The 26,007-nt window shown below is 67.1% G+C and carries 22 protein-coding genes and 1 tRNA gene; 13 read left to right on the top strand and 10 right to left on the bottom strand.

The features are described 5' to 3' along the window. Positions 1 to 27 precede the first annotated feature (27 nt). The 3 genes from ABE464_RS14370 to ABE464_RS14360 are packed head-to-tail and all read left to right on the top strand — an operon-like array spanning position 28 to position 3,091. Positions 28 to 1,206: an FtsX-like permease family protein gene (locus tag ABE464_RS14370; protein ID WP_346472518.1), complete on the top strand. Its 1,179-nt coding sequence runs from the start codon at positions 28 to 30 to the stop codon at positions 1,204 to 1,206. 47 nt (positions 1,207 to 1,253) lie between these two features. Further along, a complete protein-coding gene (locus ABE464_RS14365) occupies positions 1,254 to 2,393 on the top strand; it encodes an efflux RND transporter periplasmic adaptor subunit (RefSeq protein ID WP_346472517.1) in 1,140 nt (379 codons plus the stop codon). Then, positions 2,390 to 3,091, top strand: a complete 702-nt coding sequence (locus tag ABE464_RS14360; RefSeq protein WP_346472516.1) for an ABC transporter ATP-binding protein — start codon at positions 2,390 to 2,392, stop codon at positions 3,089 to 3,091. Before ABE464_RS14365 ends, ABE464_RS14360 begins: the two co-directional genes overlap by 4 nt. Positions 3,092 to 3,169: 78 nt before the next feature. On the opposite strand, the gene ABE464_RS14355 is transcribed toward ABE464_RS14360, so the two are convergent. Further along, positions 3,170 to 3,243: transfer RNA gene (locus ABE464_RS14355), tRNA-Gly, on the bottom strand. Between the two features lie 124 nt (positions 3,244 to 3,367). Then, positions 3,368 to 5,197: an autotransporter domain-containing protein gene (locus ABE464_RS14350; RefSeq protein ID WP_346472515.1), complete on the bottom strand. Its 1,830-nt coding sequence runs from the start codon at positions 5,195 to 5,197 to the stop codon at positions 3,368 to 3,370. 205 nt (positions 5,198 to 5,402) lie between these two features. Here ABE464_RS14350 and thiS point away from each other — a divergent pair, with 205 nt between their 5' ends. The 4 genes from thiS to ABE464_RS14330 are packed head-to-tail and all read left to right on the top strand — an operon-like array spanning position 5,403 to position 9,042. Further along, positions 5,403 to 5,603, top strand: coding sequence for a sulfur carrier protein ThiS (gene thiS / locus ABE464_RS14345; protein ID WP_346472514.1), 201 nt, complete (start codon positions 5,403 to 5,405; stop codon positions 5,601 to 5,603). Between the two features lie 38 nt (positions 5,604 to 5,641). Beyond that, the gene (locus tag ABE464_RS14340; RefSeq protein WP_346472513.1) at positions 5,642 to 6,436 is read left to right on the top strand and encodes a thiazole synthase; all 795 of its coding nucleotides are present in this window, start codon (positions 5,642 to 5,644) and stop codon (positions 6,434 to 6,436) included. Further along, entirely contained in the window at positions 6,436 to 7,170 is a 735-nt protein-coding gene (gene trmB / locus ABE464_RS14335) for a tRNA (guanosine(46)-N7)-methyltransferase TrmB (RefSeq protein WP_346468957.1), read from the top strand. The genes ABE464_RS14340 and trmB overlap by 1 nt, the downstream gene beginning before the upstream one ends. Positions 7,171 to 7,194: 24 nt before the next feature. Beyond that, positions 7,195 to 9,042: an SLC13 family permease gene (locus tag ABE464_RS14330; protein ID WP_179460220.1), complete on the top strand. Its 1,848-nt coding sequence runs from the start codon at positions 7,195 to 7,197 to the stop codon at positions 9,040 to 9,042. Between the two features lie 99 nt (positions 9,043 to 9,141). Here the strand turns inward: ABE464_RS14330 and ABE464_RS14325 are convergent, their stop codons facing one another. After that, the gene (locus ABE464_RS14325; protein WP_346472512.1) at positions 9,142 to 9,489 is read right to left on the bottom strand and encodes a Rieske (2Fe-2S) protein; all 348 of its coding nucleotides are present in this window, start codon (positions 9,487 to 9,489) and stop codon (positions 9,142 to 9,144) included. Positions 9,490 to 9,668: 179 nt separating this feature from the next. On the opposite strand from ABE464_RS14325, the gene ABE464_RS14320 reads away from it, so the two are divergent. From ABE464_RS14320 to ABE464_RS14305, 4 genes are all read left to right on the top strand, one after another. Continuing rightward, the gene (locus ABE464_RS14320) at positions 9,669 to 9,944 is read left to right on the top strand and encodes a hypothetical protein (RefSeq protein WP_121039319.1); all 276 of its coding nucleotides are present in this window, start codon (positions 9,669 to 9,671) and stop codon (positions 9,942 to 9,944) included. A gap of 108 nt (positions 9,945 to 10,052) precedes the next feature. Further along, positions 10,053 to 10,760 (top strand): fumarylacetoacetate hydrolase family protein, encoded by a 708-nt coding sequence (locus tag ABE464_RS14315; RefSeq protein ID WP_346472511.1) that lies wholly within the window; start codon positions 10,053 to 10,055, stop codon positions 10,758 to 10,760. Positions 10,761 to 10,814: 54 nt separating this feature from the next. Beyond that, on the top strand, positions 10,815 to 11,228 hold the full coding sequence (gene mscL, locus ABE464_RS14310) for a large-conductance mechanosensitive channel protein MscL (protein ID WP_319212825.1): 414 nt from the start codon (positions 10,815 to 10,817) through the stop codon (positions 11,226 to 11,228). Positions 11,229 to 11,444: 216 nt separating this feature from the next. Then, the gene (locus ABE464_RS14305) at positions 11,445 to 12,866 is read left to right on the top strand and encodes a M20/M25/M40 family metallo-hydrolase (RefSeq protein WP_346472510.1); all 1,422 of its coding nucleotides are present in this window, start codon (positions 11,445 to 11,447) and stop codon (positions 12,864 to 12,866) included. Between the two features lie 324 nt (positions 12,867 to 13,190). Here the strand turns inward: ABE464_RS14305 and ABE464_RS14300 are convergent, their stop codons facing one another. The 7 genes from ABE464_RS14300 to ABE464_RS14270 form a co-directional block, all read right to left on the bottom strand. Further along, positions 13,191 to 14,030 carry a TrmH family RNA methyltransferase gene (locus tag ABE464_RS14300; RefSeq protein WP_346472509.1) on the bottom strand — a complete coding sequence of 280 codons (840 nt, stop codon included), beginning with the start codon at positions 14,028 to 14,030 and terminating at the stop codon, positions 13,191 to 13,193. After that, the gene (locus ABE464_RS14295; RefSeq protein WP_346472508.1) at positions 14,023 to 15,540 is read right to left on the bottom strand and encodes an alanine/glycine:cation symporter family protein; all 1,518 of its coding nucleotides are present in this window, start codon (positions 15,538 to 15,540) and stop codon (positions 14,023 to 14,025) included. Before ABE464_RS14295 ends, ABE464_RS14300 begins: the two co-directional genes overlap by 8 nt. 129 nt (positions 15,541 to 15,669) lie before the next feature. Then, complete coding sequence (locus ABE464_RS14290; protein ID WP_346472507.1) at positions 15,670 to 18,795, bottom strand: efflux RND transporter permease subunit; 3,126 nt, start codon at positions 18,793 to 18,795, stop codon at positions 15,670 to 15,672. Continuing rightward, complete coding sequence (locus ABE464_RS14285) at positions 18,792 to 19,889, bottom strand: efflux RND transporter periplasmic adaptor subunit (protein WP_346472506.1); 1,098 nt, start codon at positions 19,887 to 19,889, stop codon at positions 18,792 to 18,794. Before ABE464_RS14285 ends, ABE464_RS14290 begins: the two co-directional genes overlap by 4 nt. A gap of 248 nt (positions 19,890 to 20,137) precedes the next feature. Then, complete coding sequence (locus ABE464_RS14280; protein WP_346472505.1) at positions 20,138 to 22,195, bottom strand: TonB-dependent copper receptor; 2,058 nt, start codon at positions 22,193 to 22,195, stop codon at positions 20,138 to 20,140. Positions 22,196 to 22,264: 69 nt separating this feature from the next. Further along, positions 22,265 to 22,735 (bottom strand): hypothetical protein, encoded by a 471-nt coding sequence (locus tag ABE464_RS14275; protein WP_346472558.1) that lies wholly within the window; start codon positions 22,733 to 22,735, stop codon positions 22,265 to 22,267. A 247-nt stretch (positions 22,736 to 22,982) separates the two neighbouring features. After that, on the bottom strand, positions 22,983 to 23,966 hold the full coding sequence (locus tag ABE464_RS14270) for a LysR family transcriptional regulator (protein WP_121039345.1): 984 nt from the start codon (positions 23,964 to 23,966) through the stop codon (positions 22,983 to 22,985). Between the two features lie 238 nt (positions 23,967 to 24,204). On the opposite strand from ABE464_RS14270, the gene cysK reads away from it, so the two are divergent. Both cysK and ABE464_RS14260 read left to right on the top strand, forming a co-directional pair. Then, on the top strand, positions 24,205 to 25,164 hold the full coding sequence (gene cysK, locus ABE464_RS14265; protein ID WP_346472504.1) for a cysteine synthase A: 960 nt from the start codon (positions 24,205 to 24,207) through the stop codon (positions 25,162 to 25,164). A 240-nt stretch (positions 25,165 to 25,404) separates the two neighbouring features. Then, positions 25,405 to 26,004 carry an O-acetyl-ADP-ribose deacetylase gene (locus ABE464_RS14260; RefSeq protein WP_346472503.1) on the top strand — a complete coding sequence of 200 codons (600 nt, stop codon included), beginning with the start codon at positions 25,405 to 25,407 and terminating at the stop codon, positions 26,002 to 26,004. The last annotated feature ends 3 nt before the right edge of the window (positions 26,005 to 26,007 follow it).

The raw sequence follows: 26,007 nt of genomic DNA, 5'->3' as shown, positions 1-26,007 counted from the left end.
GGCGTTTCCTTCAATCGCGAGCTCGCCATGAATACCTTCACCCAGATTGGGCCCCTGTGGGCGTTTCTGCTCTCCATGCATCGCCGTCGCCCCGGGGACACTCTGCTCATGGGTGCGGGCTTCAGCATCGCCACGGCTGCGCTGGCGGTGATGCTGGCCATTCCGGCCGGTATCGACCGCATTGCCGGCCAGACGGGGCAGCCGGACATCGCGCTGGCGCTCTCCAATGGGGCGCTCGACGAGGCCGGTAGCAGCCTTTCTCCGGAACAGGTCGCCGTGGTGTCCCATCTGCCGAGTGTCGGACGTGATGCCAACGGCCGTCCTCGTGCCGCGCCTCAGTTTCTGGCCAACGCCAAGCTATCGCGGACGGACGGACAAACCAGCCCGGTACTGCTGCGCGGCATCTCCGCCGACACGTGGGCGATGATCGATCCCACCCGTATCGATGTCGCCATCAAACCTCGGGAAGGAGCCCGCGAATTGGCCGCCAGCGCCACGCTCCAGGCCCAGTTCCCCGAGCTCGCGCGCTCCCACGTCGATATACAGGGATCCTCCTGGCGGCGAACCAGCGAGCTCCGTGCCGCGGGGAATCTCTGGGAGTCCGAGTTATGGACCGATCTGTCCGCCCTGCAGGCCGCCTACAACCGTCCGGGCCGGGTGTCCTCGTTGTGGTTGAAGTTGGACTCGCCTGATGTACTGCCCGCATTGCGGGCCGCCGCCGCGGATGATCCGCGCCTGCAGGGCGTCCGGATCCTGAGTCAGGTCGAGTACTACGAGCAGCAGGTCGGATTCTTGACGCGGCTCGCCCGCAGCGCCGCGCTGGGCGTGTCCCTGCTGCTGGGCGCAGGTGCCATCCTGGCCATCTCCACCACGCTGGGCATGGTTCTGGAAAGACGCCGCAGGGAAATGGCTACGCTCCGGGCGCTGGGCTTCAGCGATACCGCAGTGGGCACTGCGCTGCTGCTCGACCTGCTGGCCATTGGAGCGCTGGCCTCGCTGGCCACATTCGGGATTGTCCATGTCTTTCTTGATGGTGCGAGCTTTGGCACGTCCAGCGTCAACCAAGCCGTATACGCACGCTTTGTGGTCGATGCCGAGGTGATGACCGCGGTGCTGGGCTACGCCTTGCTGGTCGGTTTGGCCAGCGCGGCGATGCCGCTGCACAAGGTCATGTCAGGTCGTCTGGTGGATGCCCTCAGGGAATAAGTCCGCCGCCGTCCGCTACTGCTGCCGCCCGTCAAGGAATCACTCAAATGACCACCCCCTCCAAAACCACCTCTGGCGATCTGCTGCAGGAGCTCCACATCGAACGAGCCGCCCAGCCCGATGTGACACCGCCCCGTTCCGGTCGTCGATCTGTCTCCGTCGGCTTGGCCGTGGCGGTAGGCGCCAGCCTTTGCCTCGTGTTGTGGGGACGCACCAGCACGGATGCCGAGGCCGACGCCGCCGTCGCTACCTCCGCGGTTCCCGCGGCGCCGACGACCACCACCGGGCCCACGCTCGACGCAAGCGGGTATGTCGTGGCCCGGCGGACCGCCACCGTGTCCTCCCAGCTCACCGGGGTTGTCACCGACGTCCTGTTTGAAGAGGGCGATCACGTCGAGCAGGGACAGGTGCTGGCGCGACTCGATGCACGATCAGCCATGGCCGGCCTTGAATCGGCGCAGCGGCAGGTCGCCGCGGCGGGACAACTCGCGCGCCAGCATGAGATCCAGTTCGCCCAGGCATTGCGCGACAGCCAACGTGCGCTGGAACTGTCAGAGAGCGGACTGGTGTCTCGTCAGGATGTCGAACAGGCGTCGGCCAAGGCCAATGAGCTCCAGGCACAGATGCTCTCGCAACGGCGCAACGCGCAGGCGGCGCGCGCGCTGGCCGATGTCGCACAGGTGAATCTGGACCACGCCGTCATCCGCGCCCCCTTTGCGGGCGTGATCACCTCCAAGGCTGCGCAGGTCGGCGAGATCATCTCTCCCGGTGCTTCCAGCGGCTACACGCGTACCGGTGTCGCGACCATCGTGGACATGAACTCCCTGGAAGTGGAAGTCGATGTCGGCGAGGCCTACATCGGCCGGGTGCGCATCGGCATGGCGGCCGACGTGCGTCTCAACGCCTATCCGGAGCTGTCCCTGCCCGGCAAGGTGATCGCGATCATTCCCACGGCGGATCGCGGCAAAGCCACGGTCAAAGCCCGTATTGGCCTGCAACGCAAAGACCCCCGCATCCTGCCCGACATGGGCACCCGTGTGAGTTTCCTGGTTGCCGCATCCAGCGCACCAGACATCCCGAATGCACGCAGGCAAGGGGACAGCAATTCGGCAGAACGTATGGCACATGCAAGCCCGTATATCACAGGTTTGACAAGCCCCCCCATCACTCCCCAGGAGCAGCAATGACGTGTTCGATTTCGCTTACCGACGTCTCCAAAACCTACCAGCGCGGCCGACAGCGCGTCGACGTGCTCCGCTCGGTGGACCTGCAGGTGGGCAGCGGGGAGTTTCTGGCCCTGATGGGCCCATCGGGGTCCGGCAAGACAACCCTTCTCAATCTTCTCGGCGGACTGGATACGCCTACGTCCGGCACCATCAAGGTCAATCAACAACGCATCGATCAGTTGACCCGCAGGCAGCTGGCGGAATGGCGAAGTCAGAGCGTGGGTTTCATTTTCCAGTTCTACAACCTGATGCCGACCCTGACCGCGTTGCAGAACGTGGCACTGCCCCTGCTGTTGTCGCCCTCAGCCAAAGCACAGCGCAACCGGCGGGCGGAAATCGCACTTCAGCTGGTCGGGCTGGCCGAACGCCTCAGCCATCGCCCCACCGAGCTTTCAGGTGGGCAGCAGCAACGTGTCGCAATTGCACGTGCCATCGTGGCTGACCCCGCGTTCCTGATCTGCGACGAGCCAACGGGCGATCTGGACCGCGAGTCCGCCGCCGGGGTGATGGACCTGCTGCAGCGGCTGAACCGGGAACATGGAAAAACGATCGTCATGGTGACGCACGATCCCAAGGCCGCCGGATACGCGACACGCGTGGTGCATCTGGACAAAGGAGAGTTGCTCGAGCCCACGGGCGCCGGTGCCGGGTTGAGCTGACGCTGCGTCGAGGGAGTCCAACGGCAGTCTGATGGGCATGCCTCGCGCCGGGGCAGGCAGGCAAGAAACCTCCTGATATGGAGCGGGTGAAGGGAATCGAACCCTCGTCAGTAGCTTGGGAAGCTACAGCTCTACCATTGAGCTACACCCGCAAGGCGCAGCGTAAGTCTATTCGGGCGGGGGCATGAAAGGCAACGGGCGGCACTAGGCCGCCCGTTGTTTCTCGCTTTTCGCTGCCGTGCGCGGCGCCCGCGAACGGGCACTGCGCACGTGGGATCAGAAGCTGGCGCCGAAGCTGGCGAACAGCGACACGTCACGCGCACGCTTCTGCATCGTGGTGGTGCTCATGCCGATGTTGCTGCTCAGGCCCCACAGGTTCAGGCGCGCACCCAGCACGGCGGTGGCGTAGTCACGGTCGAACTCCAGGCCCGGCACCTTGTACATGCCCACGTCCGGCATGGTCTGCAGCCAGGCGCTGGCCTGCTTGCTGTCCTCGAACTCGTGGTCGTAGGTGACCTGCACGTACGGCTTGACGTTGCCGCCATCGAAGCGGGCCTGCCAGCCGACGCGGCCGACGGTCGAATCCACATCCTGGTCGGCATAGCCCAGCGCCGAGGCGCTCAGGTTGGATTCGGTGTAGCCGTCCAGCTTCACCTTCTGCCAGATCACCGCAGCGACCGGACCGTGGCGGAAGCCGCCTTCGGTGCCGAACTCGTAACCGGCGTTCAGGGCGGCGGTCAGGTTGCTGCCTTCCGGCGAGCCCTTGTGGATGCGCGTTGCCGGGCCGAGCTGCAGCTTGCGGGTCACGTCGTAATCCAACCAGCTGTAGCTGACCTGGCCGTTGACCCAGGCGCGCTCGCCATACCAGCCGGCGAACAGGCCCAGCGTGGTGTCGGACTGGGTGAAGTCACCCTTGTTGTTGCCGAAATCGGCGTCCATGCGGCCATAGCCGGCGAAGCCGCCGACCACCATGCCGTCACGCGCCCAATCCACGCCGAACAGGCCGGCCGGGGCCATGCCGTCGTACAGATCGGCGTGGGCGTAGCGCTGCATGTCGCCACGCAGGTTGCCCCACCAGCTCAGGCCGTCGGCCGGACGGCCATCCACGTGCCAGCTGACCTGGTCAGCGCGCGAGCGGCCGATGGTCTGCGCCGAGTGGGTCAGGATCTGCTGGTTGCGCGGGGCTTCCAGGATGGACAGGGTGTACTCGCCCAGCATCTGGTGCGTGGCGGTGGTCGGGTGCACGCCATCGGCAAACACGTAGCTGTTGGCAGCATTCGGGGTGGCGTAGCTGGTCGGGTTGCAGGTCAGCGACGACGCCGTGGTGCAGGCCGGGCTGGTCACGTTGACGAAGCCGTACTGCGCCGGGTTGGCGACGATTTCCTGCAGGATGTGGAAGGTGTCGACCGGGATCACCTGCAGGCCGGCGGCCTTCAGGCCACCGAACAGGGCGTCGTTGTAGGCCTTGGCCAGTGCGGTGCCGGCGGCCATGGCGGCCGGGCCACCCGCGCGGGCACCCGGGGTCAGGCCGACGTCCGGAATGGTCGGCACCACGATGTATTCGGCGCCAGCGCCCTTCAATGTGCCGACGATGCCGACCTGGTCGCGCACCGCATTGGTCAGCGTGGAGACCAGCGGCGCGCCGGCCTGGATCGCGAACAGATCATTCGCACCGCCCCACACGGTGTACAGCGCGTTCGGATCGGCCTTGCCGCCGTTGGCCGCCAGGTACTGCGCGGTCTGGGTCTTGAGCGAGTACACCGGAATGGCCGGGGTACCGGCAGCCAGCACCTGGCTGGTGTCCACGCCGACGCGGGCGCCGCCGATGGCGTAGTTGTCACCGTTCTGGCCATTGCCGTGGGCCGCACCGTTGGTGCCGTAGTAGTTGGCCACGTGCTGGGCCCAAGTCCAGCCCGGGTTGGTGGTGAACTGGCCGGTCACCGGCTGCACCGAGGCGGGCAGCAGCGGACGGAAGTAACCGGCATCGGTCAGGCTGTCGCCGATGAAGACGGTCTTGGTGTACGGCGACTGCGCCATGGCCGGCATCGCAGCCAGGGCGATGGCCACGGCCATGAGGGAACGGATGGGGCGTTTGCTGAGCAACATGAAAATTCCTTTAAGGTGGGGAAAACGGCGGACGTACGCCGGCGCACGGTGCCATGTTTCCACTGCACCTCGCCGGCATCACGCTGCGCTGCGGCATGAACTGCCACAGCCCGCCGCCCGGCCATCGTTGGCCTGACGCGCGCGGCACCTCTGCCGCGGGGCGCACAGGGTACGCACTGCGGGGTGATTGCGGGACAATACCGTCATGAACATCCAGCTCAACGGCGAGAACCGCCAGCTTCCGCACACCGCCACCGTCCACGACCTGCTGCGCAGCGAAGACCTGCTCGAGCGCCGCGTCGCGGTCGAGGTCAACGGCGAGATCGTCACCCGCAGCGAGCACACCCGCCATGTCCTGGGCGAGGGTGACGTGGTCGAGATCGTGCATGCGCTGGGCGGTGGCTAAGGCAGCATCGTGACGCGCGATAGGCGATAATTCGGGCCATGAATGCACCTGCCCCCACTGACTCGCTGGTGATCGCCGGCAAGACCTATGCTTCCCGCCTGCTCACCGGCACCGGCAAGTTCAAGGATCTGGAAGAAACCCGCCTGGCCACCGAGGCCGCTGGCGCCCGGATCGTCACCGTGGCGATCCGCCGCACGAACATCGGGCAGAACCCGGGCGAGCCGAACCTGCTCGACGTGCTGCCGCCGGACCGTTACACCATCCTGCCCAACACTGCCGGCTGCTACACCGCCGAAGACGCCGTGCGCACCTGCCGGCTGGCCCGCGAGCTGCTGGACGGCCACAACCTGACCAAGCTGGAAGTGCTGGGCGACCAGAAGAGCCTGTACCCGGATGTGTTGCAGACCCTCAAGGCGGCCGAGCAGCTGGTCAAGGATGGCTTCGAGGTGATGGTCTATACCTCCGATGACCCGATCCTGGCCAAGCGCCTGGAAGAGATCGGCTGCGCCGCGGTGATGCCACTGGCCGCGCCGATCGGCTCGGGCCTGGGCATCCAGAACAAGTACAACCTGCTGCAGATCATCGAAGACGCCAAGGTGCCGATCATCGTCGATGCCGGCGTGGGCACCGCCTCCGATGCGGCGATCGCGATGGAGCTGGGCTGCGACGGCGTGCTGATGAACACCGCCATCGCCGGCGCGCGCAATCCCATCCTGATGGCCAGTGCGATGCGCAAGGCCGTGGAAGCGGGCCGCGAGGCCTTCCTGGCCGGGCGCATTCCGCGCAAGCGCTACGCCAGTGCCTCCTCGCCGATCGACGGGTTGATCGCCTGATGACCAATCCTTTCGACAGTGCCGGTGCCAAGGCACCGCCCAAGCCGTTCACCATCACCGAAGGCCGCCGCGAGGTCCGCAGTTTCGTGCTGCGCCAGGGGCGTTTCACCCCCGCCCAGCAGCGGGCATTCGATGACCGCTGGCCGCGTTTCGGCCTGGATTTCACCGGTGAGCCGCGCGATCTGGATGCCACCTTCGGGCGCGATGCGCACAAGGTGCTGGAGATCGGTTTCGGCAATGGCGCCGCGCTGCGCTTCGCCGCGCAGCAGGATCCGAGCCGCGATTACATCGGTCTGGAAGTCCACGCCCCCGGCGTGGGCCGCCTGCTCAATGCCCTGGCCGACGACAACGCCGACCACGTGCGCCTGTACCACCACGACGCCGTGGAGGTGCTGGAGAAGGAAATCGCCGATGGCGCGCTGGATGAAGTGCGGATCTACTTCCCGGACCCGTGGCACAAGAAGCGCCATAACAAGCGCCGCCTGATCCAGCCCGGCTTTGCCGACCTGCTGGTTCGCAAGCTGCGCGTCGGTGGCCGCCTGCACTGCGCCACGGACTGGGAAGACTATGCCGAGCAGATGTGGGACGTGCTCGACGCCACCGCCGGGCTGACCAACCGCGCCGGTCCGCGTGGCCAGGTGGAGCGGCCGGAATGGCGCCCGCAGACCCATTTCGAAACCCGTGGCCAGAAACTCGGCCATGGCGTGTGGGACCTGTTGTACGACCGCACCTGATCCGACAAGGAACCGCGCCACCCCATGGACACCGCGCTGACGCTGACTACCGACATGAAGCTCGTCCTCGGGCTGGTCGGCTTCACGATGGCGATGTTCCTGTTCGAGCGCATCCGCGCCGACGTGGTGGCATTGGTGGTGCTGGTGGTGCTCGGCGTCACCGGCCTGATCGCCCCGGAAGAAATCTTCGGGGGCTTCTCCGGTAACGCGGTGATGAGCATCATCGCCACCACCATCCTCGGCGCGGGCCTGGACCGCACCGGGGCGCTGAACCGGTTGGCGGCCTGGCTGCTGCGGCGCGGGCATGGCGTGGAAACGCGCCTGTTGATGATGACCACCGCGATCGCCGGCTTGAACTCCTCGTTCATGCAGAACCCTTCGGTGATGGCGCTGTACCTGCCGGTCGCCTCGCGGCTGGCCGCGCGCACCGGGCTGACCCTGCAGCGCCTGCTGCTGCCGATCGCCGCGGCCATCGTGATGGGCGGTGCGCTGACCATGGTCGGCAACTCGCCACTGATCCTGCTCAACGATCTGCTGGCCTCGGCCAACAACAACCTGCCCTCCGGCCTGGCCACCATCGAACCGCTGCGCATGTTCGCGCCGCTGCCGATCGGTGTGGCCCTGCTGATCGCCTCGCTGCTGTACTTCCGCTACTTCGGCGACCGCAAGCTGGTGGAGGAAGAGACGCTGGCCAACGATGGCGTCACCCCGTCGCGCACGGAGAGCTACTTCGCCAAGACCTACGGCATCGAAGGCGATGTGTTCGAGCTGGTGGTCACCGCCGAGAGCCCGCTGGTCGGCATGACCCTGGGCGAGGCCGAGAACGTGCACGATGCGCCGCTGCTGCTGGCGCTCAAGACCGGCAATGACACCCGCCTGGCGCCACCGGCCGAGATGCGCATCTGGGTGGGCAGCGTGCTGGGTGTGATGGGCGCGCGCCAGCAGGTCAGCGATTTCGCGCAGAACCAGTTCCTGCGGATGTCCTCGCGCCTGAAGCACCTGGGCGATCTGTTCAACCCCAGCCGCGCCGGCATTTCCGAAGCGGTGGTGCCGCCAACCTCGGATGTGATCGGCAAGAGCGCTTCGGACCTGCGCCTGCGCAAACAGCGCGGCATCAGCCTGCTGGCGATCAACCGCGACAAGCAGGTGATCCGCGAAGACGTGCGCAACGTGGCGCTGCGCGCGGGCGACATGCTGGTCTTCCACAGCATCTGGACCGACCTGGCCCAAGCCGCCAAGAGCCGCGACTTCGTGGTGGTGACCGATTACCCCAAGGGTGAGCAGCGCCCGCACAAGTTCAAGATCGCGATGAGCATCTTCGCCCTCACCATCCTGATCGCGCTGACCTCCAAGCTGCCGGTGGCGCTGACCCTGATGACCGGCGTGGCCGGGATGCTGCTGACCGGCGTGCTGCGCATGGACGAGGCCTACGCTTCGATCAACTGGAAAACCGTGTTCATGATGGCTGGGCTGATTCCGCTCGGCTGGGCGATGGACAGCAGTGGCGCGGCGGCGTGGATCGCCGGCCACACCATCGACCGCCTGCCGACCGGCATCCCGGTGTGGGTGCTGGAAATCGCGCTGGCGTTGTTGACCACGATGTTCTCGCTGGTGATCAGCCATGTGGGCGCGACCATCGTGATGGTGCCCATCGCGGTGAACCTCGCGCTGGCCGCCGGGGGCAGCCCGACCGCGTTCGCGCTGATCGTGGCGTTGTCGGCCTCCAACAATCTGATGACGGCGTCCAACCCGGTGATTTCGATGATCACCGGCCCGGCCAATTACACCCCGCGCGAGCTGTGGCGCGTCGGCGCCCCGCTGTCGTTGATCTATACGGCGGTGGTGGTGCTGATGATCAACCTGATGTTCTAGGGAGTGGCGGCCGCTGGTCGGCTCCACGTACGGTTTGTCATCAAGAGCAGCCGGCCAGCGGCCGGCACTACCCGTTCGTGGGTGACCGACCGTCCGTTGTCATCCCAGCCAGACCTGCCCGTCGCGCACCTGCACCGGCACCGCGCGCAGGCGATCACCGCGACACGGCCCGGCCACGCAGTCGCCGTTTTCGAGGGAGAACGAGGCGCCATGCGCCGCGCAGACCAGATGGCCGTCCTTGCTTTTCAGGAACTGACCCGGTGCCCAATCCAGCCGGCGGCCCGCGTGCGGGCAGATGTTCAGCCACGCGCGCACCTGGTCGCCCTCGCGATACAGCACCACCGATTCACTGTCGCCCTCAATACTGGCATCGGTCTCGGCGAAACCCCCGTCGGCCAAGGCATCCAGGGCAATCAGGGCGGCGGTGGTGGTCTCGGGCAGGGACATGGCATCCAGACAACAGGCAGTGGAGGCACAGTGTCTCACGCGCTCATGTCACTGGCTCCCGGATGAATACAAGTCATTGATTTGCAATGCGTGCGGGGTACATTTAACGCTTTTTTCACTCAGTAACAAAGGCCAGCACGGATACTCGTCCACTGCTGACCTCAGCCAAAAAGAGTGCCATGTACAGCCGCATCTTCCAGTTCAACCAGTTCCGTGCCCTGTTCGCGCCGCGCAAGCCGCGCCACCCGTTGGTGCGCGTTGCGGTCGGTCTGTTGGGCCTGGCGATCCTGGCCGCGCTGGTGTTCGTGGGTGTGTTCGTGGGCGCGGCGATGATCATCGCCGGTCTTGCATGGAAGCTGCTCGCCCAGCGCAAGAGTGCGCGCACCGTTCCGTCGCAGGTCGTGGACGGCGAATACCGGGTGGTCCGCAAGCAGGCCTTGCCGATGTCGCGTTGATCGACGCGCTTCCCTCCTGATGACGGCCGCGCCCTGCGCGGCCGTTTCTGTTTGTGGGGGCGGAAAAACGCTCTAGACTGCGGCGAAACCTCTCCACAGGACGCACGCATGACCGATGTAATTCCCACGCCCGAGCCGCCCCGCATTCCGGTCGCCGGTGGCGGTACCTTCCCGGTGCGTCGCATCTACTGTGTCGGCCGCAACTTCGCCGATCATGCGCGCGAAATGGGCGCGGCCGTGCCGTCCGCCGATGATCGCGGCCGCCCGATGTTCTTCAGCAAGCCGGCCGATGCGATCGTGGTCGGACATGACGATGTGATTCCCTACCCGCTCGCCACCCAGGACCTGCACCACGAGGTGGAACTGGTGGTGGCGATCGGCAAGGACGCCCCCGCCGGCGAGCTGCCGGTCGACCAGGCCGAAGCGCTGGTGTTCGGCTACGGCGTCGGCCTGGACCTGACCCGCCGCGACCTGCAGGCGCAGGCCAAGGCCAAGGGCCACCCGTGGGATCCGGCCAAGGGGTTCGATCAGTCTGCCCCGGTGAGCGAGCTGGTGCCGGCCGGCGAAGTGGGCGACCTGGCCGCGCTCAACCTGTCGCTGGAGATCAATGGCGAAGTGCGCCAGCAGTCGCTGCTGGACCAGATGATCTGGAACGTGCCTGAAATCCTGCACGAGCTCTCCAAGTTGTGGGCGCTGCGCGCAGGCGATCTGGTCTTCATGGGCACGCCGTCGGGCGTGGCCGCGTTGAAGCCGGGCGACCGTTTCAGCGCGCGCCTGGAAAACGTGGCCGAACGCCACGGCATCATCGCTGGATGACATCGGCTGCGTTACGCTGCGGCGTCTTTTTCCCCACTGCGACAGGAGAGCCCGATGGGTGTACTGACTGAGTTCAAAGAATTCGCCATGCGCGGCAACGTCATCGACCTGGCGGTCGGTGTGGTCATCGGTGCGGCGTTCGGCAAGATCGTCACCGCGCTGGTGGACAAGATCATCATGCCGCCGCTGGGCTGGGTGATCGGGCGCGTGGACTTCTCCGAGCTGGCCTGGACCCTCGCCCCGGCCCGGATTGCCGCCGATGGCAAGGAAATTCCGGCGGTGGTGATCGGCTACGGCGACTTCCTCAACACCGTAGTGCAGTTCGTGATCGTGGCCTTTGCGATCTTCATGGTCGTCAAGTTCATCAACCGCCTGGCGCGCAAGAAGCAGGCCGAGCCGGCCGCCCCGGCGGCGCCGAGTGAAGAAGTGCTGCTGCTGCGCGAGATCCGCGACAACCTCAAGCACTGAGGCTGCAGCACCGGTGGTGCCGGCCGCTGGCCGGCTCAACGGATAGCCTGCATCGCGCGGAGCCGGCCAGCGGCCGGCACTACCTTGAGAACCCCGCTCCGGCGGGGTTTTCGCTTTTGGAAAACAGCATCCACCGGAGCATGACCTACCGCCCATGTGCGCGCGGGAGAGGCTGGTAAGCTCGGACGCTTCCGCCCCGTTTCCCGGAGTTCGTCCATGCGTCGCCGCGTCCTTGCCATCGCATCTTCCCTCGCCCTGCTGGCCGCGCCCGCCTTCGCGGCGACCGGTATCACCACGCTGCCGCCCAAGTCGCTGGCCACCGCTGCCGAGCTGCGCGAGCAGGCGCTCAAGGACGACACCGGCTGGAAGGTGGTCGAGTCGCTGACCACCGAGATCGGCCCGCGCATCGCCGGCAGTGAAGCCGATGCACGCGCCGTGGCGTGGGCGGTGGCCAAGTTCAAGTCGCTGGGCTTTGACAAGGTCTGGACCGAACCGGTCACCTTCCCCAAGTGGGAGCGCCGCAGTGAGCACGCTGAAGTGATCGGCAAGCATGCCCAGCCGCTGACGATCACCGCCCTTGGCGGCAGCCCGGGCGGCACGGTGGAGGCCGAAGTCGTGCGCTTCGCCGACCTGGCCGCGCTGCAGGCCGCGCCGGAGGGTTCGCTGAAGGGCAAGATCGCCTTCGTGGATTACCAGATGACCGCCTACCGCGATGGCCGCGACTACGGCAACGGAGGTGCGGTGCGCAGCAAGGGCCCGTCCGAGGCGATCCGCAAGGGCGCGATCGGCTTCGTGATGCGCTCTGCCGGTACCGATTCGCACCGCGTGCCGCATACCGGCATCACCCGCTTCGATGACGGCCTGACGCCGGTCCCGGCGGCGGCGCTGTCGGTGCCTGATGCCAACCAACTGGCGCGCCTGGTCGCGCTCGGCAGCACCACGCTCAAGCTCAGCCTGGATTGCGGCTGGGACGGCAAGGCGACCTCCCACAACGTGATCGGCGAGATCACCGGGCGCAGCCTGCCCAAGGAAGTGGTGGTGATCGGCGGTCACCTGGATTCCTGGGACCTGGGCACCGGCGCGGTGGATGACGGCGCCGGCGTGGGCATCACCATGGCGGCCGGCCATCTGATCGGTCAGCTCAAGCAGGCGCCCAAGCGCACCATCCGCGTGATCGCCTTCGCCAACGAGGAGCAGGGCCTGTACGGCGGCAAGGCCTATGCCGAAGCGCACGCCAAGGACGTGGTCCTGCACCAGCTCGCGGCCGAGAGCGATTTCGGCGCGGGCCGCATCTATGCCTTCAATACCGGCTCGCCGAACCCGGCCAACTCGCGCGAGGCGACCCGCCAGATCGCCGAGGTGCTCAAGCCGCTCGGCATCGAGTACGCCGCGGACAAGGGCGGCCCCGGTCCGGACATCGGTCCGCTGGCGGCCAAGGGCGGCGCCTGGGCATGGCTGGCACAGGACGGCAGCGATTACTTCCACCTGCACCACACCGCTGACGACACGCTGGACAAGATCGATCCGGCGGCGCTGGCGCAGAACGTAGCGGCCTACACCGTGTTCGCCTATCTGGCGGCCGAGGCCGAGGGCAGCTTCGGCAGCGAAGCCAAGCCGACCACCCCGCCGAACGAGTAATCCCGACACGCAAGCGGCAAGTACCGACCGTGGGTCGGCACAAAAAAAGCCCGGTCGCAACGCGACCGGGCTACCGGGATACATCACACCCCACGCGGTGAGCGCCGCTAGACCCTCGCGGTCCGGACAAGCGGATCGCCGCGCTGCGGGGGTGTCTCTCCTCACCCACGCAGCACAGCGTCCACTCCCCACTGTGCGCAGATTTCGCTGCATGCACTATGCGATTAATCCGAAAGCGATGTAGTCACGACGAGTTCGGTGAAACCGATCACACCGTGGGTGGCGCGAATGACGACGCGCTCCCCCGAAACATGCGGCCAAGGGTCAAACGCGACTGCGTCCGAACCACTGCGCCAGCAGTACTGCCGTCGCCGAGGCGACGTTGAGGCTTTCCACTGCACCGGTGCCCGGGATCGACACCTGGTGATCGCACTCCTGCGCCAACGCACGGTCCATGCCTTCGCCTTCGGCGCCCATGACATATACCAGGCGCGCCGGCAGCGTACTGGCGAACAGATCTTCGCCACCGTCCACCAAGGTCGCGGCCAGGCTCAGGCCTGCCGCGCGCAGCTGTGCCATCGCTTCGGGCACGGCCGGCAGCCGCACCAGCGGCACCGATTCAGCGCCGCCCTCGGCCACACGCGCTGCAGCACCGGACAACGCCAATGTCGCGCCCGGCGGCAGCAGCAGGCCGGCCACGCCGAAGTGCGCGGCCGAGCGCAGGATCGCACCGAAGTTGTGCGGGTTGCCCACGCCATCCAGCCACAGCGCCAGCACCGGCTTGTCAGCCGGAAGCGTAGCGAGCCACTCCTCCAGATCCAGCATCGGCGCGCGCAGCACATCGGCCACCAGGCCTTCGTGATGCGTGGTCGCGGCGAGCTTGTTCAGATCGCCGTCTTCCACCACGCGATAGCCGACGCGGTTGGCCACGCACCACTTCAGCACCGGCTGCATGCGCGGGATCAGCGCCTCGGTCAGGTACAGCTTGCGCAGCGCCTGCGGGCGATGCTCGAACAGCGCCTGGACGGCATTCCAGCCGTACAGGCGCAGCTCGTCGTTGCCGCGGCCGGGCGGCGGCGGGGTGCCACCTTCGCGGGGCGGCAGCGGCGTGGCGCGCGGCGGCCGTGCGGACGGACGGCGCGCATTCTTCCAGGGATCATTCACTACGGGACAGCTCCAGCTTGCGTTGACGCCAGAAATCGGCGTTCTTGATGCCCAGGGCATCGGGGTCGAAGGTCGGATCCAGGCCGAGCTTCTTTTGACGCTCATAGTCGCGCAGCGCCAGCATCGCCGGCTTCTGCACGATCAGGATCGCGATGATGTTCAACCACGCCATCAGGCCCACGCCGATGTCGCCCAGTGCCCAGGCCATGCCGGCATTGTGGAAGGCCCCGAAGATCACCATGCCGATGATGCCCAGGCGCAGCAGCAGCACGGTCAGCGGACGCTTGGCGTTGTTGTTGACGTAGGTCAGGTTGGTCTCGGCCATGTAGTAATAGGCCATGATCGTGGTGAAGGCGAAGAAGAAGATCGCGATCGCCACGAACGCCGAACCGAAGCCGGGAATCACGGTTTCCACCGCGGCCTGTGCGTAGCCCGCACCTTCAGCGACACCGGCCAGGCCAGCGAACACCGGCGCGCCGCCCGGGACGGGCGAGTACACGTTGTAGGTGCCTGCGGCCAGGATCAGGAACGCGGTGGCGGTGCACACCATCATGGTGTCGAAGTAGATCGCGAAGGCCTGCACGTACCCCTGCTTGGCCGGGTGCGAGACTTCCGACGCGGCAGCCGCGTGCGGGCCGGTACCCTGGCCGGCTTCGTTGGCGTAGATGCCGCGCTTGACGCCCCACTCCACCGCCAGGCCCATCATCGCGCCGAAGGCGGCATGCGCACCGAAGGCACTGCTGAACACGGTACGGAACATGTCCGGCACGCGATCATAGTTGATGACCATGATGGTGATGGCCATCAGGATGAAGGCGGCGGCCATGAACGGCACCACCACCTCGGCGAAGTTGGCGATGCGCTTGACGCCGCCGAAGATCACCACGGCCAGCAGCAGTGCGACCACGATGCCGATGCCCAGCTTGAGCGCCTGCACTGATTCCAGGCCCATGAACTGGCCATCCAGCGGCCCGCACAGGGCACCGCCGCGGCAGGCGTTGATGATGCTGTCGGCGATGGCGTTGGCCTGCACGCCCGGCATCAGGAAGCCGGCGGCGATGATGGTCGCCACCGCGAAGGCCAGTGCGTACCACTTCAGGCCCATCGCTTTTTCGATGTAGTACGCCGGGCCACCGCGGTAGCGGCCTTCGGCATCCTTGGTCTTGTAGATCTGCGCCAGGGTGCATTCCACGTAGGACGTGGACGCACCGAGGAAGCCCATCACCCACATCCAGAAGATCGCACCGGGGCCGCCAAAGGCGATCGCGGTGGCGACACCGGCGATGTTGCCGATACCCATGCGGCCGGCCATGGACATGGCCAGCGCCTGGAAGGAGGACACACCCGCGTCGGATTTCTCCCCCTGCACGGTGAGCCGGCACATTTCCACGAAGCCACGGATCTGCATGAAACGGGTCCGGGCACTGAAGTACAGGCCCGCGGCAAGACACAGGAAGATCAGGGCTTTGCTCCAGATGATCCCGTTGATGAAACTGACTACTTCTTCCACGCGCTCTCTCCAGTCGGCGGAAACAAAAAGAACGTCCCCGTCGGCTGGGACCCGGTCGATTCTCCACGATCCGGGCCGGGCTGCGTAGTGGCAATTTCAATGAATGGGCGGCATTGCCGCCCATTCGGGTCAGGCATGGCCACCGACCGAGGGGGTTTCCGCTTCCTGGCGGGCCAGTTCGCGTGCCACCGCTTCCGGCGAGCGGGTGTACGGGGCCAGCAGCGAGTAGAACGCAGGCACCACGAACAGCGACAGGAAGGTGGACACGGTCACGCCGAAGATCACCACCACGCCGATCGTGCCGCGGCTGGCCGAGCCGGGGCCACCAGCCACCACCAGCGGGATCGCACCGACCACGGTGGCGATGGAGGTCATCAGGATCGGGCGCAGGCGCACCATTGCCGATTCCACGATCGCCTGGTGCACGTCGCGGCCTTCATCGCGCAGCTGGTTGGCGAACTCCACGATCAGGATGCCGTTCTTGGCCGCCAGGCCGACCAGCATCACGATGCCGATCTGACTGAACAGGTTGATCGTGCCACCACTCACGCACAGCCCCAGCAGCGCACCGAGCACGCCCAGTGGCACGGTCAGCATGATGACCAGCGGATGGATGAAGCTCTCGAACTGTGCGGCCAGCACCAGGAACACCACCAGCAGCGCCATCGCGAAGGTCAGCAGCACCGCGCTGCCGGCGTTCTGGTACTCGCGCGATTCGCCCTTCCAGCTGATCTGTGCGTGCTGGGGCAGCTCTTCGCTGGCCACCTGCTGGGCCCAGGCGATCGCCTCGCCCAGCGGGTAGCCCGGCGCCAGGCCGGCGCTGATGGTGATCGAGCGCAACCGGTTGAAGCGGTTGAGGCTGCCGGCTTCGGCCACTTCGCTGAGCGTGACCAGGTTGGACAGCGGCACCAGTTCGCCGCCACTGGCACGCACGCGGATCGCGGCCAGATCGGCCGGTGAGGCGCGCCCTTCGCGGCCGGCCTGGACCAGCACGTCGTATTCCTCGCCGTTGTCGACGAAGGTGGTGACGCGGCGTGAGCCCATCATCGTTTCCAGAGCGCCACCGATCGCGGTGACCGACACGCCCAGATCGGCCGCACGCTGGCGGTCGATGTTCACGCGCATCTGCGGGCGGGTTTCCTTGTAGTCCGAGTCCGTGCCGACCAGGCCCGGGTTGTCGGCCATGCGCAGCAGCATGCGGTCACGCCACTGCGCGATTTCCGCGTACTCCGGGCCACCGAGCACGATCTGGAACGGCTGGCCCTGGCTGCGCACCAAGCCACCACCGACCTGGGTGCGCACGCGCACGCCACGCAGATCGTTCAGATGGGTCTGCAGCTCAGCCGCCACATCCGGCGTGGACACATCGCGTTGCCGCCACGGCTGCAGGAACACGCTGATGCGGCCGGTGTGCATTTCCTCGCTGGCACCGAAACCACCGGGAACGCGCGGGTTGGCGCGCACGATCGGCTCATTCTCGCCGACGAACCCGGAGACGATCTTCTCCACCTGCTGGACCTGGCCGACGGTGTAATCGAAGCCGGCACCTTCCGGGCCATCGATCATGATCTGGAACGAGCCACGGTCTTCAGCCGGGGCCAGCTCGGACGGCAGCACCTTGAGCAGCAGCGCGCTGGCCAGCAGCGACAGGATCATCACCACGATGTAGATCCAGGTGCGCGTGACGTGCGCTTCCAGGAAACGCCCATACGCGCCTGAGAGGCGATCCAGGTTGCGGTTGATCAACCCGTGCAGGCCCTTGGGCGCCTGGCCGGTATGCGGCTTGAGCAGCTTGGAGGCCATCATCGGGGTCAGCGTGAGCGACACGAACGCCGACAGTGCCACCGCGGCGGCCAATGCGACGGCCAGCTCGCGGAACAGGCGGCCGGTATTGCCTTCCAGGAAGCCGACCGGCAGGAACACCGCGACCAGCACGGCGGTGGTGGCGATCACCGCGAACGCCACCTGGGTGGTGCCGCGTTTGGATGCAACCAGCGGTGGCTCGCCCAGATCGATGCGGCGCTGCACGTTCTCCACCACCACGATGGCGTCATCCACGACCAACCCGATACACAGCACCAGCGCGAGCAGGGTCAGCAGGTTGATCGAGAAACCGAACGCATACAGCGCGATGAAGGCGGCGATCAGACACACCGGCACCGTCACCGCCGGAATCAATGCGGCACGGAAACTTCCCAGGAACAGCCAGATCACCGCCAGTACCAGCAGCATCGCCTCGACCAGCGTGGCGTACACGCGATCGACCGCGGCCTCGATGAAGGTGGTGTTGTCGAAGGCGACGAAGATGCGCGTGCCTTCCGGCAACGTGCTGCTGATCCGATCGGCTTCGGCGCGTGCTTCGCGCGCGACATCCAGCGCATTGGCGGTGGAGGTCTTGACGATGCCCAGGCCGATGTTCGGCTCACCATTGCTGCGGTAGTACGCGCGGCGTTCGGACGAGGCCAGTTCGATCTTGGCCACATCGCCCATGCGTACCACGTACCCGTCTGCGCCCTTGCCGAGCGGAATGCCGGCGAAGTCTTCGGGTTTGACGTAGTTGCGCTCCACGCGCAGGGTGAAATCGCGGTCGGCCGATTCAATGCGGCCGGCCGGCAGTTCGACGTTCTCGTTGCGCAGCGCGCTTTCCACATCGCCCACGGTCAGCCCGCGCGCGGCGAGCTGGTCGCGATCCAGCCAGATCCGCATGGCGTAGCGCTGACGGCCACCGATGCGCACCTGGGCCACGCCATCCAGGCTGGAGAAGCGGTCGACGATGTAGCGGTCGGCGTAGTCGCTCAGCTCCAGCGTGTCCATCGAGGTCGAGCTCATGTTGAGCCAGATGATGGGATCGGCGTCGCTCTCGACCTTGGCGATTTCCGGCGGCCGCGCTTCTTCGGGCATGCGGTCGGCAACACGGCTGACCGCATCGCGCACGTCGTTGGCGGCCGCTTCGATATCGCGGTTGGAAGTGAACTCGATGCTGACCTGCGAGCGCCCGTTGGAGCTGCGCGCGTTGATGGTATCGATGCCTTCGATGCCGGCCAGGGCATCTTCCAGCACCTGGGTGATGCGGCTCTCGATGACTGCCGCGGAGGCACCTGTGTAATCCACCGAGACCGACACGATCGGCGGATCGATGGCGGGCAGTTCGCGCAGGGTCAAGCGGGTGAACGACATGAAGCCCAGCACGACCAGCAGCAGGCTCATCACCACGGCGAAGACCGGCCGCTGGATGGAAATGTCGGAGAGTTTCATCCGGCGGTATCCGGCTGGGCAGCCTGCGCCGGTGCCGGGGTGGCGGGCGCGGCGGGGGCTGCCGCTTCGGCCTGCACTTTCAGGCCCGGGCGCAGCTTGCCGGTGCCGTCCACAACGATGCGGTCACCGGCCTTGAGGCCTTCGCGGATTTCCACCACACCGCTGCGGCGCCCACCGGCAATGATGTCGGCACGCTCCACGGTCTGGTCCTGCTTGACCCGGAACACGTAGGAATCACGGCCAACCTGCACCACCGCGATTTCCGGTATCACCAGCGCCTGGCGCTCCGGACGGAACATGCGCACATCCAGCAGCATGCCCGGGCGCAGCGCGTGATCGGCGTTGATGAAATCGGCGCGGACGGTGACCGCGCGCGTGCCGGGATCGACACGGGTATCGATGGTGGCGACCTCGCCTTCGAAACTGCGGCCCGGGTAGGCCACGCTGGTGGCAGTGACCTTGTCGCCGTTGCTCAGCGAGGCCAGCTCGGCCTCCGGCACCTGGAAGTCCACGTGCATGCGTTCGATGTCATCCAGCGTGGTGATCGCGGTACTCGGCGTCACCAGCGAACCGGCGCTGACCTGACGGATGCCCAGCACGCCGGCGAACGGTGCGCGCACCCGGCGGTCGCCGATGTCCGACTGCATTTCACGCACACGCGCCTCGGCGGCATCGCGGATGGCGCGCTGCGTATCCAGGGTGGAGCTGGCCACCAGCTGCTGGGCCGCGAGTTCGCGCTGCCGCTTGTACAGCTGATCCGCTTCCTGGAAGGTCGCCTGGGCCTGCAGCAGGGCCGCTTCCTGGGCCTGCCCGCGCAGGGTCACCAGCGGGGTGCCGGCGCTGACCTGCTGGCCACTCTCGAAGTGGACCGTCTCGATGATTTCGCTGACCTTGGCGGTGACCGTCACCGACTCGCGCGCCTTCGCCGTGCCCAGCGCCTGCAGGGTGTCGCTCCATGCCGAGGTCTGCACCACCTGGGTGGTGACCGGTACGGCGTCTGCCTGCCGGCGAGCGGTCTCGTCTTTACTGCCACACCCAGCCAATGCGACCAAGGCGATGCCAGCGGCGAAGCGCGCTGCGATGCGTCCCAACATGTAATGCGATCCCGGTTGTTTCTCGACCGCCGAGTGTATAGAGGGCCCGGGTGAAGGCATATGTGCCAAGCGTTTACCGGCGCCTTCACATCTGCCGGTGACGGGCGAAAGCCCTTTCGTGCTGGGGGGCGCGGCACGTGTATCGCCATGTATCGACGCATGTCGAAATGCCCATCGCCGCGCCACCCTGCCCGGGCAGGCGCCGTAAGCGACGGGCGGGACGTGAACGCCCCGCCCGGCTACCGGACTCAGTACCGGTAATTCACTTTCAGCCAGGCGGTGCGGCCGGGCTCGTTGATCCGTACCGGATCGGCCGGGAAGCCGAAATCGGCGCTGCCGGCCAGGTTCAGGTGTTCGCTGTAGGCACGGTCGAACAGGTTGTCGACGCCGGCGCTGAACAGCAGCGCCGGGTTGACCCGGTAGCTGGCGTTCAAGGCCAAGGTGGCGAAGCCGGCGCTGGGGCCCAGATCGCGGGCGACCACGTTGCCCTGCCCCGCCGCGACCCGGCCCTGGTGGGAGACCGCACGCGCCAACGCCCCCAGCGTCCAGCGCCCGCCTTCCCAAGCAGCGCTGAGCCGGGCTTCCAGCGGCGGCATCTGCGGCAGCGCGCGGCCATCATCGCGGTTTTCGCCCCAGGCGTAGGCCAGCGTGCCGCCGAGTTTCCACTGCTGTGCCAGCTGCCACTCCGCGCCCGCCTCCGCGCCGGCAATGCGCGCATCGACATTGCTGGCCTGGCTGGTGCTGCCCATCATGCCGCCCTCGCGATAGGTGAACAGGATGTAGTCCTGAATACGGCCGGCATAGGCCGAGACCCAAGCGTTGAGGCGATCGGTGCGGTACTGCAGGCCGAGATCGAGCTGGGTGGTCTTTTCCGGCTGCACACCGGTGAAGGCGTTGACCGCGCCAGCCGGGCCGAGCGTCGGCGAGAACAGTTCCCAGTAGTCGGGCATGCGCTCGCTGTGCCCGACGCCGGCGTACCAGGTCAGGGCGGGGGCGATGTCGCGCTCGAACCGGACGAAGCCACTGCCCAGATTCTCGCGCCGGGTCTGCCCGGCGGTGGGATTCGGCATGGCCATCATGCCGGCGGTCGCGCGCTCGTCCTTCACCTCGGCACGGTCGATGCGCAGGCCACCGATCCAGCGCTGCGCGGTGCCCTCGCCCAGGGTGATCTCGGTGAATGCCCCGAGGTTCTCGAAGCGCGCATCGGTGCGCCACGGCTGCTGCCGGTACGTGTTGCGCCCCATCGCATTGCGGCTGCGATGGCGGCTGTCCTGCGCATCCATGCCGGCCACGATGGCGATGTTCTGCCAGCGCCATTCCGAAGCGATGCGGCCCCCCGTGGTGCGGCGATCGACATTGGATGCCATCGGCATCGGCATGCTGCTGGCCGGGTTCGGCGTGCGCAACGTGTAGTTGTCCATCACGTGGTCGGCATCGTTGTAGTACAGGTTGGCCTGCAGCCTGTCCCATGCGCCGGGCAGGTTGTCCTTCTCCAAGCGCGCGGCGTAACTGGTGCGCTTGAACGAGGCGCCGTCCATGCCGCGTCCGGCGTAGCGCGCGATCGCATCGCCGGTGCCGGCCGACAGCTCAAGCACGGTATCGGCATCGGGGGTCCAGCCGACCGCGACATCGCTGTTCCACTTGCGCCACCTGGAGGGCACCACGTCGCCGTTGCCGTCCTTGTAGTCGTCCGATTCGGAGCGGTTGCCGTTGACGCGCACGTAGCCCGGCGACGCGCCGGCAGTGAGATCCAGCACCTGGTCATTGCGGTTGCGCGAGCCGACCAGGGCGCTGGCAGTGATGTCCATCCCCGGCTGCTCGAACCGGGGGGTATCGCGCTCGAAGCGCACCGTACCCGCCGAGGCGCCGGCGCCCCAACGCACGCTCTGCGGCCCCTTGATGATGGTCAGCCGATCGAAGGTTTCCGGGGCGATGTAGGACAGCGGGTTGTCCATGCGCGAGGGACAGGCGCCGATCAGGTTGCCTTCGTTGCTGACGATGTTCAGGCGCGAACCGAACATGCCGCGCAGCACCGGATCACCGTTGGTGCCGCCATTGCGGATCGCCGAAAAACCGGGAACCGTCTTCAGATAGTCCGCGCCATCGCTGGCCGGGACCGGCTGCCGCGGCAGGCGCGGATCGGTGACCCAGTGCAACGGCGATGAGGGCGCGGTGGCGGTGACCACCAGCGTATCGAGGGTGCGGGCGTCATCATTGGTGGCATGCAGCGGCAGCGCGACCAGGGCCAGCGACAGGGAAACAGACAGGCGCGTCAGTGCGCCCGCGCTGCGGGAAGAAACAGTCATGGTGGAACTCCAGAAAAGCACACAGGCACGCGCCGCCATCACGGCGACACGGGCAGGAGGGCGGCGGTTTCAGGAGATCGCGGGGGGACCGCGTGCGGCGTGGGCCGGCCAGCGCAGGCTGCGTGGCGTGCCCACCGCGCGCAGGACGCGTGGTGCGATGACCGGCAGCGCCGGCAGCAGCAGGATCAGCACCGCCAGCCACGGCATCAGCCGCGAGGCCATCATGCAGTACTCGCAGGCATCGCCATGGCCGGCGTGCTCGCTCATCGGTGGCGACGATGCGGGGGTGTCGTGGGCGCTTGGCAGGGCGTGCATCGGCATGGGTTGCATCGCCATGTCATGGCGCGCCATGTCGTGCTGCTGCATGTCGTGGTGGTGCACGTCGCGCTGCGCGATGTCGTGCTGCATGTCGTGCCCGGCGTGGGCATCGGGCGGCACGGGCGGCACGGGCATCGCGTGGGTCATGCCGGTCGGCATCAGCATCACCGGCGCCTCGGCATGCGCCTGTTGCCAGCGGCTGACCAGCGGCGCCAGCGCCATCAGCAACGTCGCCACGAAGGCAAGCTGCAACAGGACGGCATACGGGCGACGGCGGACGTTCACCCCGTCATGGTAGCGCCCGAGCGTTGGCCGGCCGACCCGACGCCCTGCGACCAACCGTCGCAGCGGCCCTTTCGAAGCGCCCACCGAACCCCTCAACCCCTCTGGAGAAAAGCCCCCTTCTGTTGAAGGGGGCGCGCCAACGGCGCGGGGTAGAGGGGGAATGCGCGGGCAGCCATCACCGTCGCTAGACGGTGATGGTCTGCGTCAGCGATTCCCACGTCGGCGGCAGCGGCCAGTTGGCCTCCTGGTTGCCGTCGATCACCCGGCGCAGGTCGCGGGTATCGATCTGCGGGGCGAGCACGTGCACCAGCTCCAGCGCGTAATCGCGCAGCACGCGGTCGCGCGGCAGCACCGCCCAGGCGATGCACTCGTCGATCGGCGCCGGGGCCGGCCAGGACCGCAGGTCTTCGTCGCTGGCGTTGACCGCCATTTCCGCCAGCAGGCCCACCCCCAGGCCGGTGCGCACGTAGGTCTTGATCAGGTCCGCATCCAGGGCGGTCAAGGCGATGTCCGGGGTCAGCCCGGCGCTTGCGAAGGCGCGCTGCAGCGAGGAGCTGCCGCGGGTGGAGGATTCGTAGCTGATCAGCGGGTGGCTGGCGAGCGCCTGCAGGTCCGGCGCCGCGCCCGGGCGATCCAGCGCGTGCCCACGCGGCACCAGCACCAGCCGGCGCCAGCGGTACAGCGGAATGGCCAGGCCGGCCGTGGGCTCACCGCCCGCGGTGCTGATGATGGCGATGTCCGCATCGCCCTGGCTGAGCAGGTCCAGCGCGTCGCTTTCAGCAGCCTGCTGCAGATGCACGCTGACCTGCGGGTAGGCCTGCTTGATGCGCGCCACCGCCGGCGGCAGCACGAAGCGCGCCTGGGTATGGGTGGTGGTGAGCACCAGTTGGCCCTGGCTTTCACGGCGCTGGTTGGCCGCATAGGTGCGGATATTGTTGGCCTCGCCCAGGACGGCGCGGGCGCGGCCGATCACTTCCACGCCCGCCGGGGTCACCGCTTCCAGGCTGCGGCCCTTGCGCACGAACAGCAGAAAGCCGAGTTCATCCTCCAGCTGCTTGAGCTGTTTGGACAGGCCGGGCTGGGTGGCGTGCACACGGGACGCCGCCAGCGTGATGTTCAGCTCGGCGTCGGCGATGGCGACCAGGTAGCGAAGTTGAGTCAGCGTCATGGGCGGGCGATACGGCGCATGGAGAGGGGGCCATCCGACTGTAGGGCAAATGCCGTCACCAGCTTATAACCAAACGTTGTTTAAGAAGGTAATCAGGTCATTTCGCGCGGTCATATGCCAGCGGTACGGTCTGACCGACCCCGGCCCGGCCGCGCGCGGGCGCCTTGCGCCGCCACCGGCCCGACCCTTCCCCTGCCGCACGGCCCCCGGGCGGCACCGACTTCTCCGGAGCATCCCCATGGCCCTGTACGACTCCATCCTGGACACCATCGGCAACACCCCGGTGGTGCGCCTGCACCGTCTCGCCCCCGAGCACGTCACCCTGTACGCCAAGGTCGAGTCGTTCAACCCCGGTGGCTCGGTCAAAGACCGCCTGGCGCTGGCGATCATTCTCGACGCCGAGGCCAAGGGCCTGCTCAAGCCCGGCGATACCATCGTGGAAGCGACGTCGGGCAACACCGGCGTGGCGCTGGCGATGGTGGCCGCCGCGCGCGGCTACAAGTTCGTGGCCACGATGGTGGAGACCTTCTCCATCGAGCGCCGCAAGCTGATGCGCGCCTATGGCGCCAAGGTGATCCTGACCCCGGCCGCCGAGCGTGGCTCGGGCATGGTGCGCCGGGCGAAGGAACTGGCCGAGGAACACGGCTGGTTCCTGGCCAGTCAGTTCGCCAACCCGGCCAACCCGGCCTATCACCGCAACACCACCGCCCCGGAAATCCTGCGCGATTTCGCCGGCAGGCGACTGGACTACTTCGTGACCGGTTGGGGCACCGGCGGCACCCTGACCGGCGTCGGCGAGGTGCTCAAGGTGGCGCGACCGGAGACCCGGATCGTCGCCACGGAGCCGGAAGGCGCTGCCCTGCTCAAAGGCGACGAGTGGAAGCCGCACAAGATCCAGGGCTGGACCCCGGATTTCGTGCCGGAGGTGCTCAACCGCGGTGTCTACGATGAACTGCTGACCATCGACGACGCCCGCGCGATCGAGACCTCGCGCCGGCTGGCGGCCGAGGAAGGCATCTTCGTGGGCATCTCGGCCGGTGCCACGGTCGCCAGCGCGCTGGACATCGCCGCCAAGGCCGCACCCGGCTCGGTGATCCTGGCGATGCTGCCCGACACCGGCGAGCGCTACTTCTCCACCCCGCTGTTCGCCGACATCAACGAAGGCTCCGACGACGACTGGCTGGCCGGTCTGCCCTGATCCCGGCGTTGGTCCGTATGAACGAAACGCCCGCCTTGATCGGCGGGCGTTCTGCTTGGTGACGCGCTTCATCTTCCGTGAAGCGATCCGGCGGCATCGTGTGAATGTCAGCCAGCGCCCGCCGGGTCGCACTGCCTGAGACGACGATGACGCAGCCTAGATGTCGCGCAGGTTACGGTGCAGCGCAGGCACGTCATTTCGTTGTATGGACCCGGTATCAGCACGTAAGGAGCGGTACGCATGAAGATCGAAGTGTGGCAGGGCGACATCACGACCCTGGCGGTGGATGCGATCGTCAATGCGGCCAACGAATCCCTGCTCGGCGGCGGTGGCGTGGACGGCGCGATCCATCGCGCAGCCGGCCCGCAGCTGCTCGACGCCTGCCGCGCCCTGCCGGAGATCCGCCCCGGCATGCGCTGCCCGACCGGGGAGGTGCGCGAAACTCCGGCGTTCGATCTGCCGGCAAAGCACGTGTTCCATACGGTCGGCCCGGTCTGGCAGGACGGTCTGCGCGACGAGCCGGCGCTGCTGGCCAACTGCTATTGGAAGTCGCTGCAGCTGGCTGAAAAGCTGGAACTGGAATCCATCGCCTTCCCGGCGATCAGCTGCGGGGTGTTCGGGTATCCGCTGCACCAGGCCGCCCATATCGCCGCCACCGAAACCCTGACCTGGCAGCGCTCGCACCACCAGCCACGCCGGATCATCCTGGTGGCGTACAACGCGGCCACGTACAAGGCCTACCAGTCGGCGCTGGCGGCGGCAGGCCAGCCGGTTGAACCCTCGACCTCGGCGATCTTCGCACCGCTGCCGTTGGGGCTGCCGCCGGCGGCAGCGCACTGACGC

This window comes from Stenotrophomonas sp. TWI587 (assembly GCF_039674145.1).
In the GTDB taxonomy this organism is placed as follows: Bacteria; Pseudomonadota; Gammaproteobacteria; order Xanthomonadales; family Xanthomonadaceae; genus Stenotrophomonas; species Stenotrophomonas maltophilia_AY.
The sequence above is the reverse complement of the archived record's forward strand: the minus strand, read 5'-3'. Positions and strand labels throughout refer to the sequence as shown.

Coding starts and splice junctions, on each gene's coding strand:
- ABE464_RS14340 (WP_346472513.1), top strand. CDS start 5,642: ATGAATGCACCTGCCCCCACTGACTCGCTGGTGATCGCCGGCAAGACC.
- ABE464_RS14370 (WP_346472518.1), top strand. CDS start 28: ATGAATACCTTCACCCAGATTGGGCCCCTGTGGGCGTTTCTGCTCTCC.
- ABE464_RS14290 (WP_346472507.1), bottom strand. CDS start 18,795: ATGAAACTCTCCGACATTTCCATCCAGCGGCCGGTCTTCGCCGTGGTG.
- ABE464_RS14285 (WP_346472506.1), bottom strand. CDS start 19,889: ATGTTGGGACGCATCGCAGCGCGCTTCGCCGCTGGCATCGCCTTGGTC.
- ABE464_RS14330 (WP_179460220.1), top strand. CDS start 7,195: ATGGACACCGCGCTGACGCTGACTACCGACATGAAGCTCGTCCTCGGG.
- trmB (WP_346468957.1), top strand. CDS start 6,436: ATGACCAATCCTTTCGACAGTGCCGGTGCCAAGGCACCGCCCAAGCCG.
- ABE464_RS14350 (WP_346472515.1), bottom strand. CDS start 5,197: ATGTTGCTCAGCAAACGCCCCATCCGTTCCCTCATGGCCGTGGCCATC.
- ABE464_RS14280 (WP_346472505.1), bottom strand. CDS start 22,195: ATGACTGTTTCTTCCCGCAGCGCGGGCGCACTGACGCGCCTGTCTGTT.
- ABE464_RS14365 (WP_346472517.1), top strand. CDS start 1,254: ATGACCACCCCCTCCAAAACCACCTCTGGCGATCTGCTGCAGGAGCTC.
- ABE464_RS14360 (WP_346472516.1), top strand. CDS start 2,390: ATGACGTGTTCGATTTCGCTTACCGACGTCTCCAAAACCTACCAGCGC.
- ABE464_RS14275 (WP_346472558.1), bottom strand. CDS start 22,735: ATGGCGCTGGCGCCGCTGGTCAGCCGCTGGCAACAGGCGCATGCCGAG.
- ABE464_RS14315 (WP_346472511.1), top strand. CDS start 10,053: ATGACCGATGTAATTCCCACGCCCGAGCCGCCCCGCATTCCGGTCGCC.
- ABE464_RS14305 (WP_346472510.1), top strand. CDS start 11,445: ATGCGTCGCCGCGTCCTTGCCATCGCATCTTCCCTCGCCCTGCTGGCC.
- ABE464_RS14325 (WP_346472512.1), bottom strand. CDS start 9,489: ATGTCCCTGCCCGAGACCACCACCGCCGCCCTGATTGCCCTGGATGCC.
- ABE464_RS14270 (WP_121039345.1), bottom strand. CDS start 23,966: ATGACGCTGACTCAACTTCGCTACCTGGTCGCCATCGCCGACGCCGAG.
- ABE464_RS14320 (WP_121039319.1), top strand. CDS start 9,669: ATGTACAGCCGCATCTTCCAGTTCAACCAGTTCCGTGCCCTGTTCGCG.
- mscL (WP_319212825.1), top strand. CDS start 10,815: ATGGGTGTACTGACTGAGTTCAAAGAATTCGCCATGCGCGGCAACGTC.
- thiS (WP_346472514.1), top strand. CDS start 5,403: ATGAACATCCAGCTCAACGGCGAGAACCGCCAGCTTCCGCACACCGCC.
- ABE464_RS14260 (WP_346472503.1), top strand. CDS start 25,405: ATGAAGATCGAAGTGTGGCAGGGCGACATCACGACCCTGGCGGTGGAT.
- cysK (WP_346472504.1), top strand. CDS start 24,205: ATGGCCCTGTACGACTCCATCCTGGACACCATCGGCAACACCCCGGTG.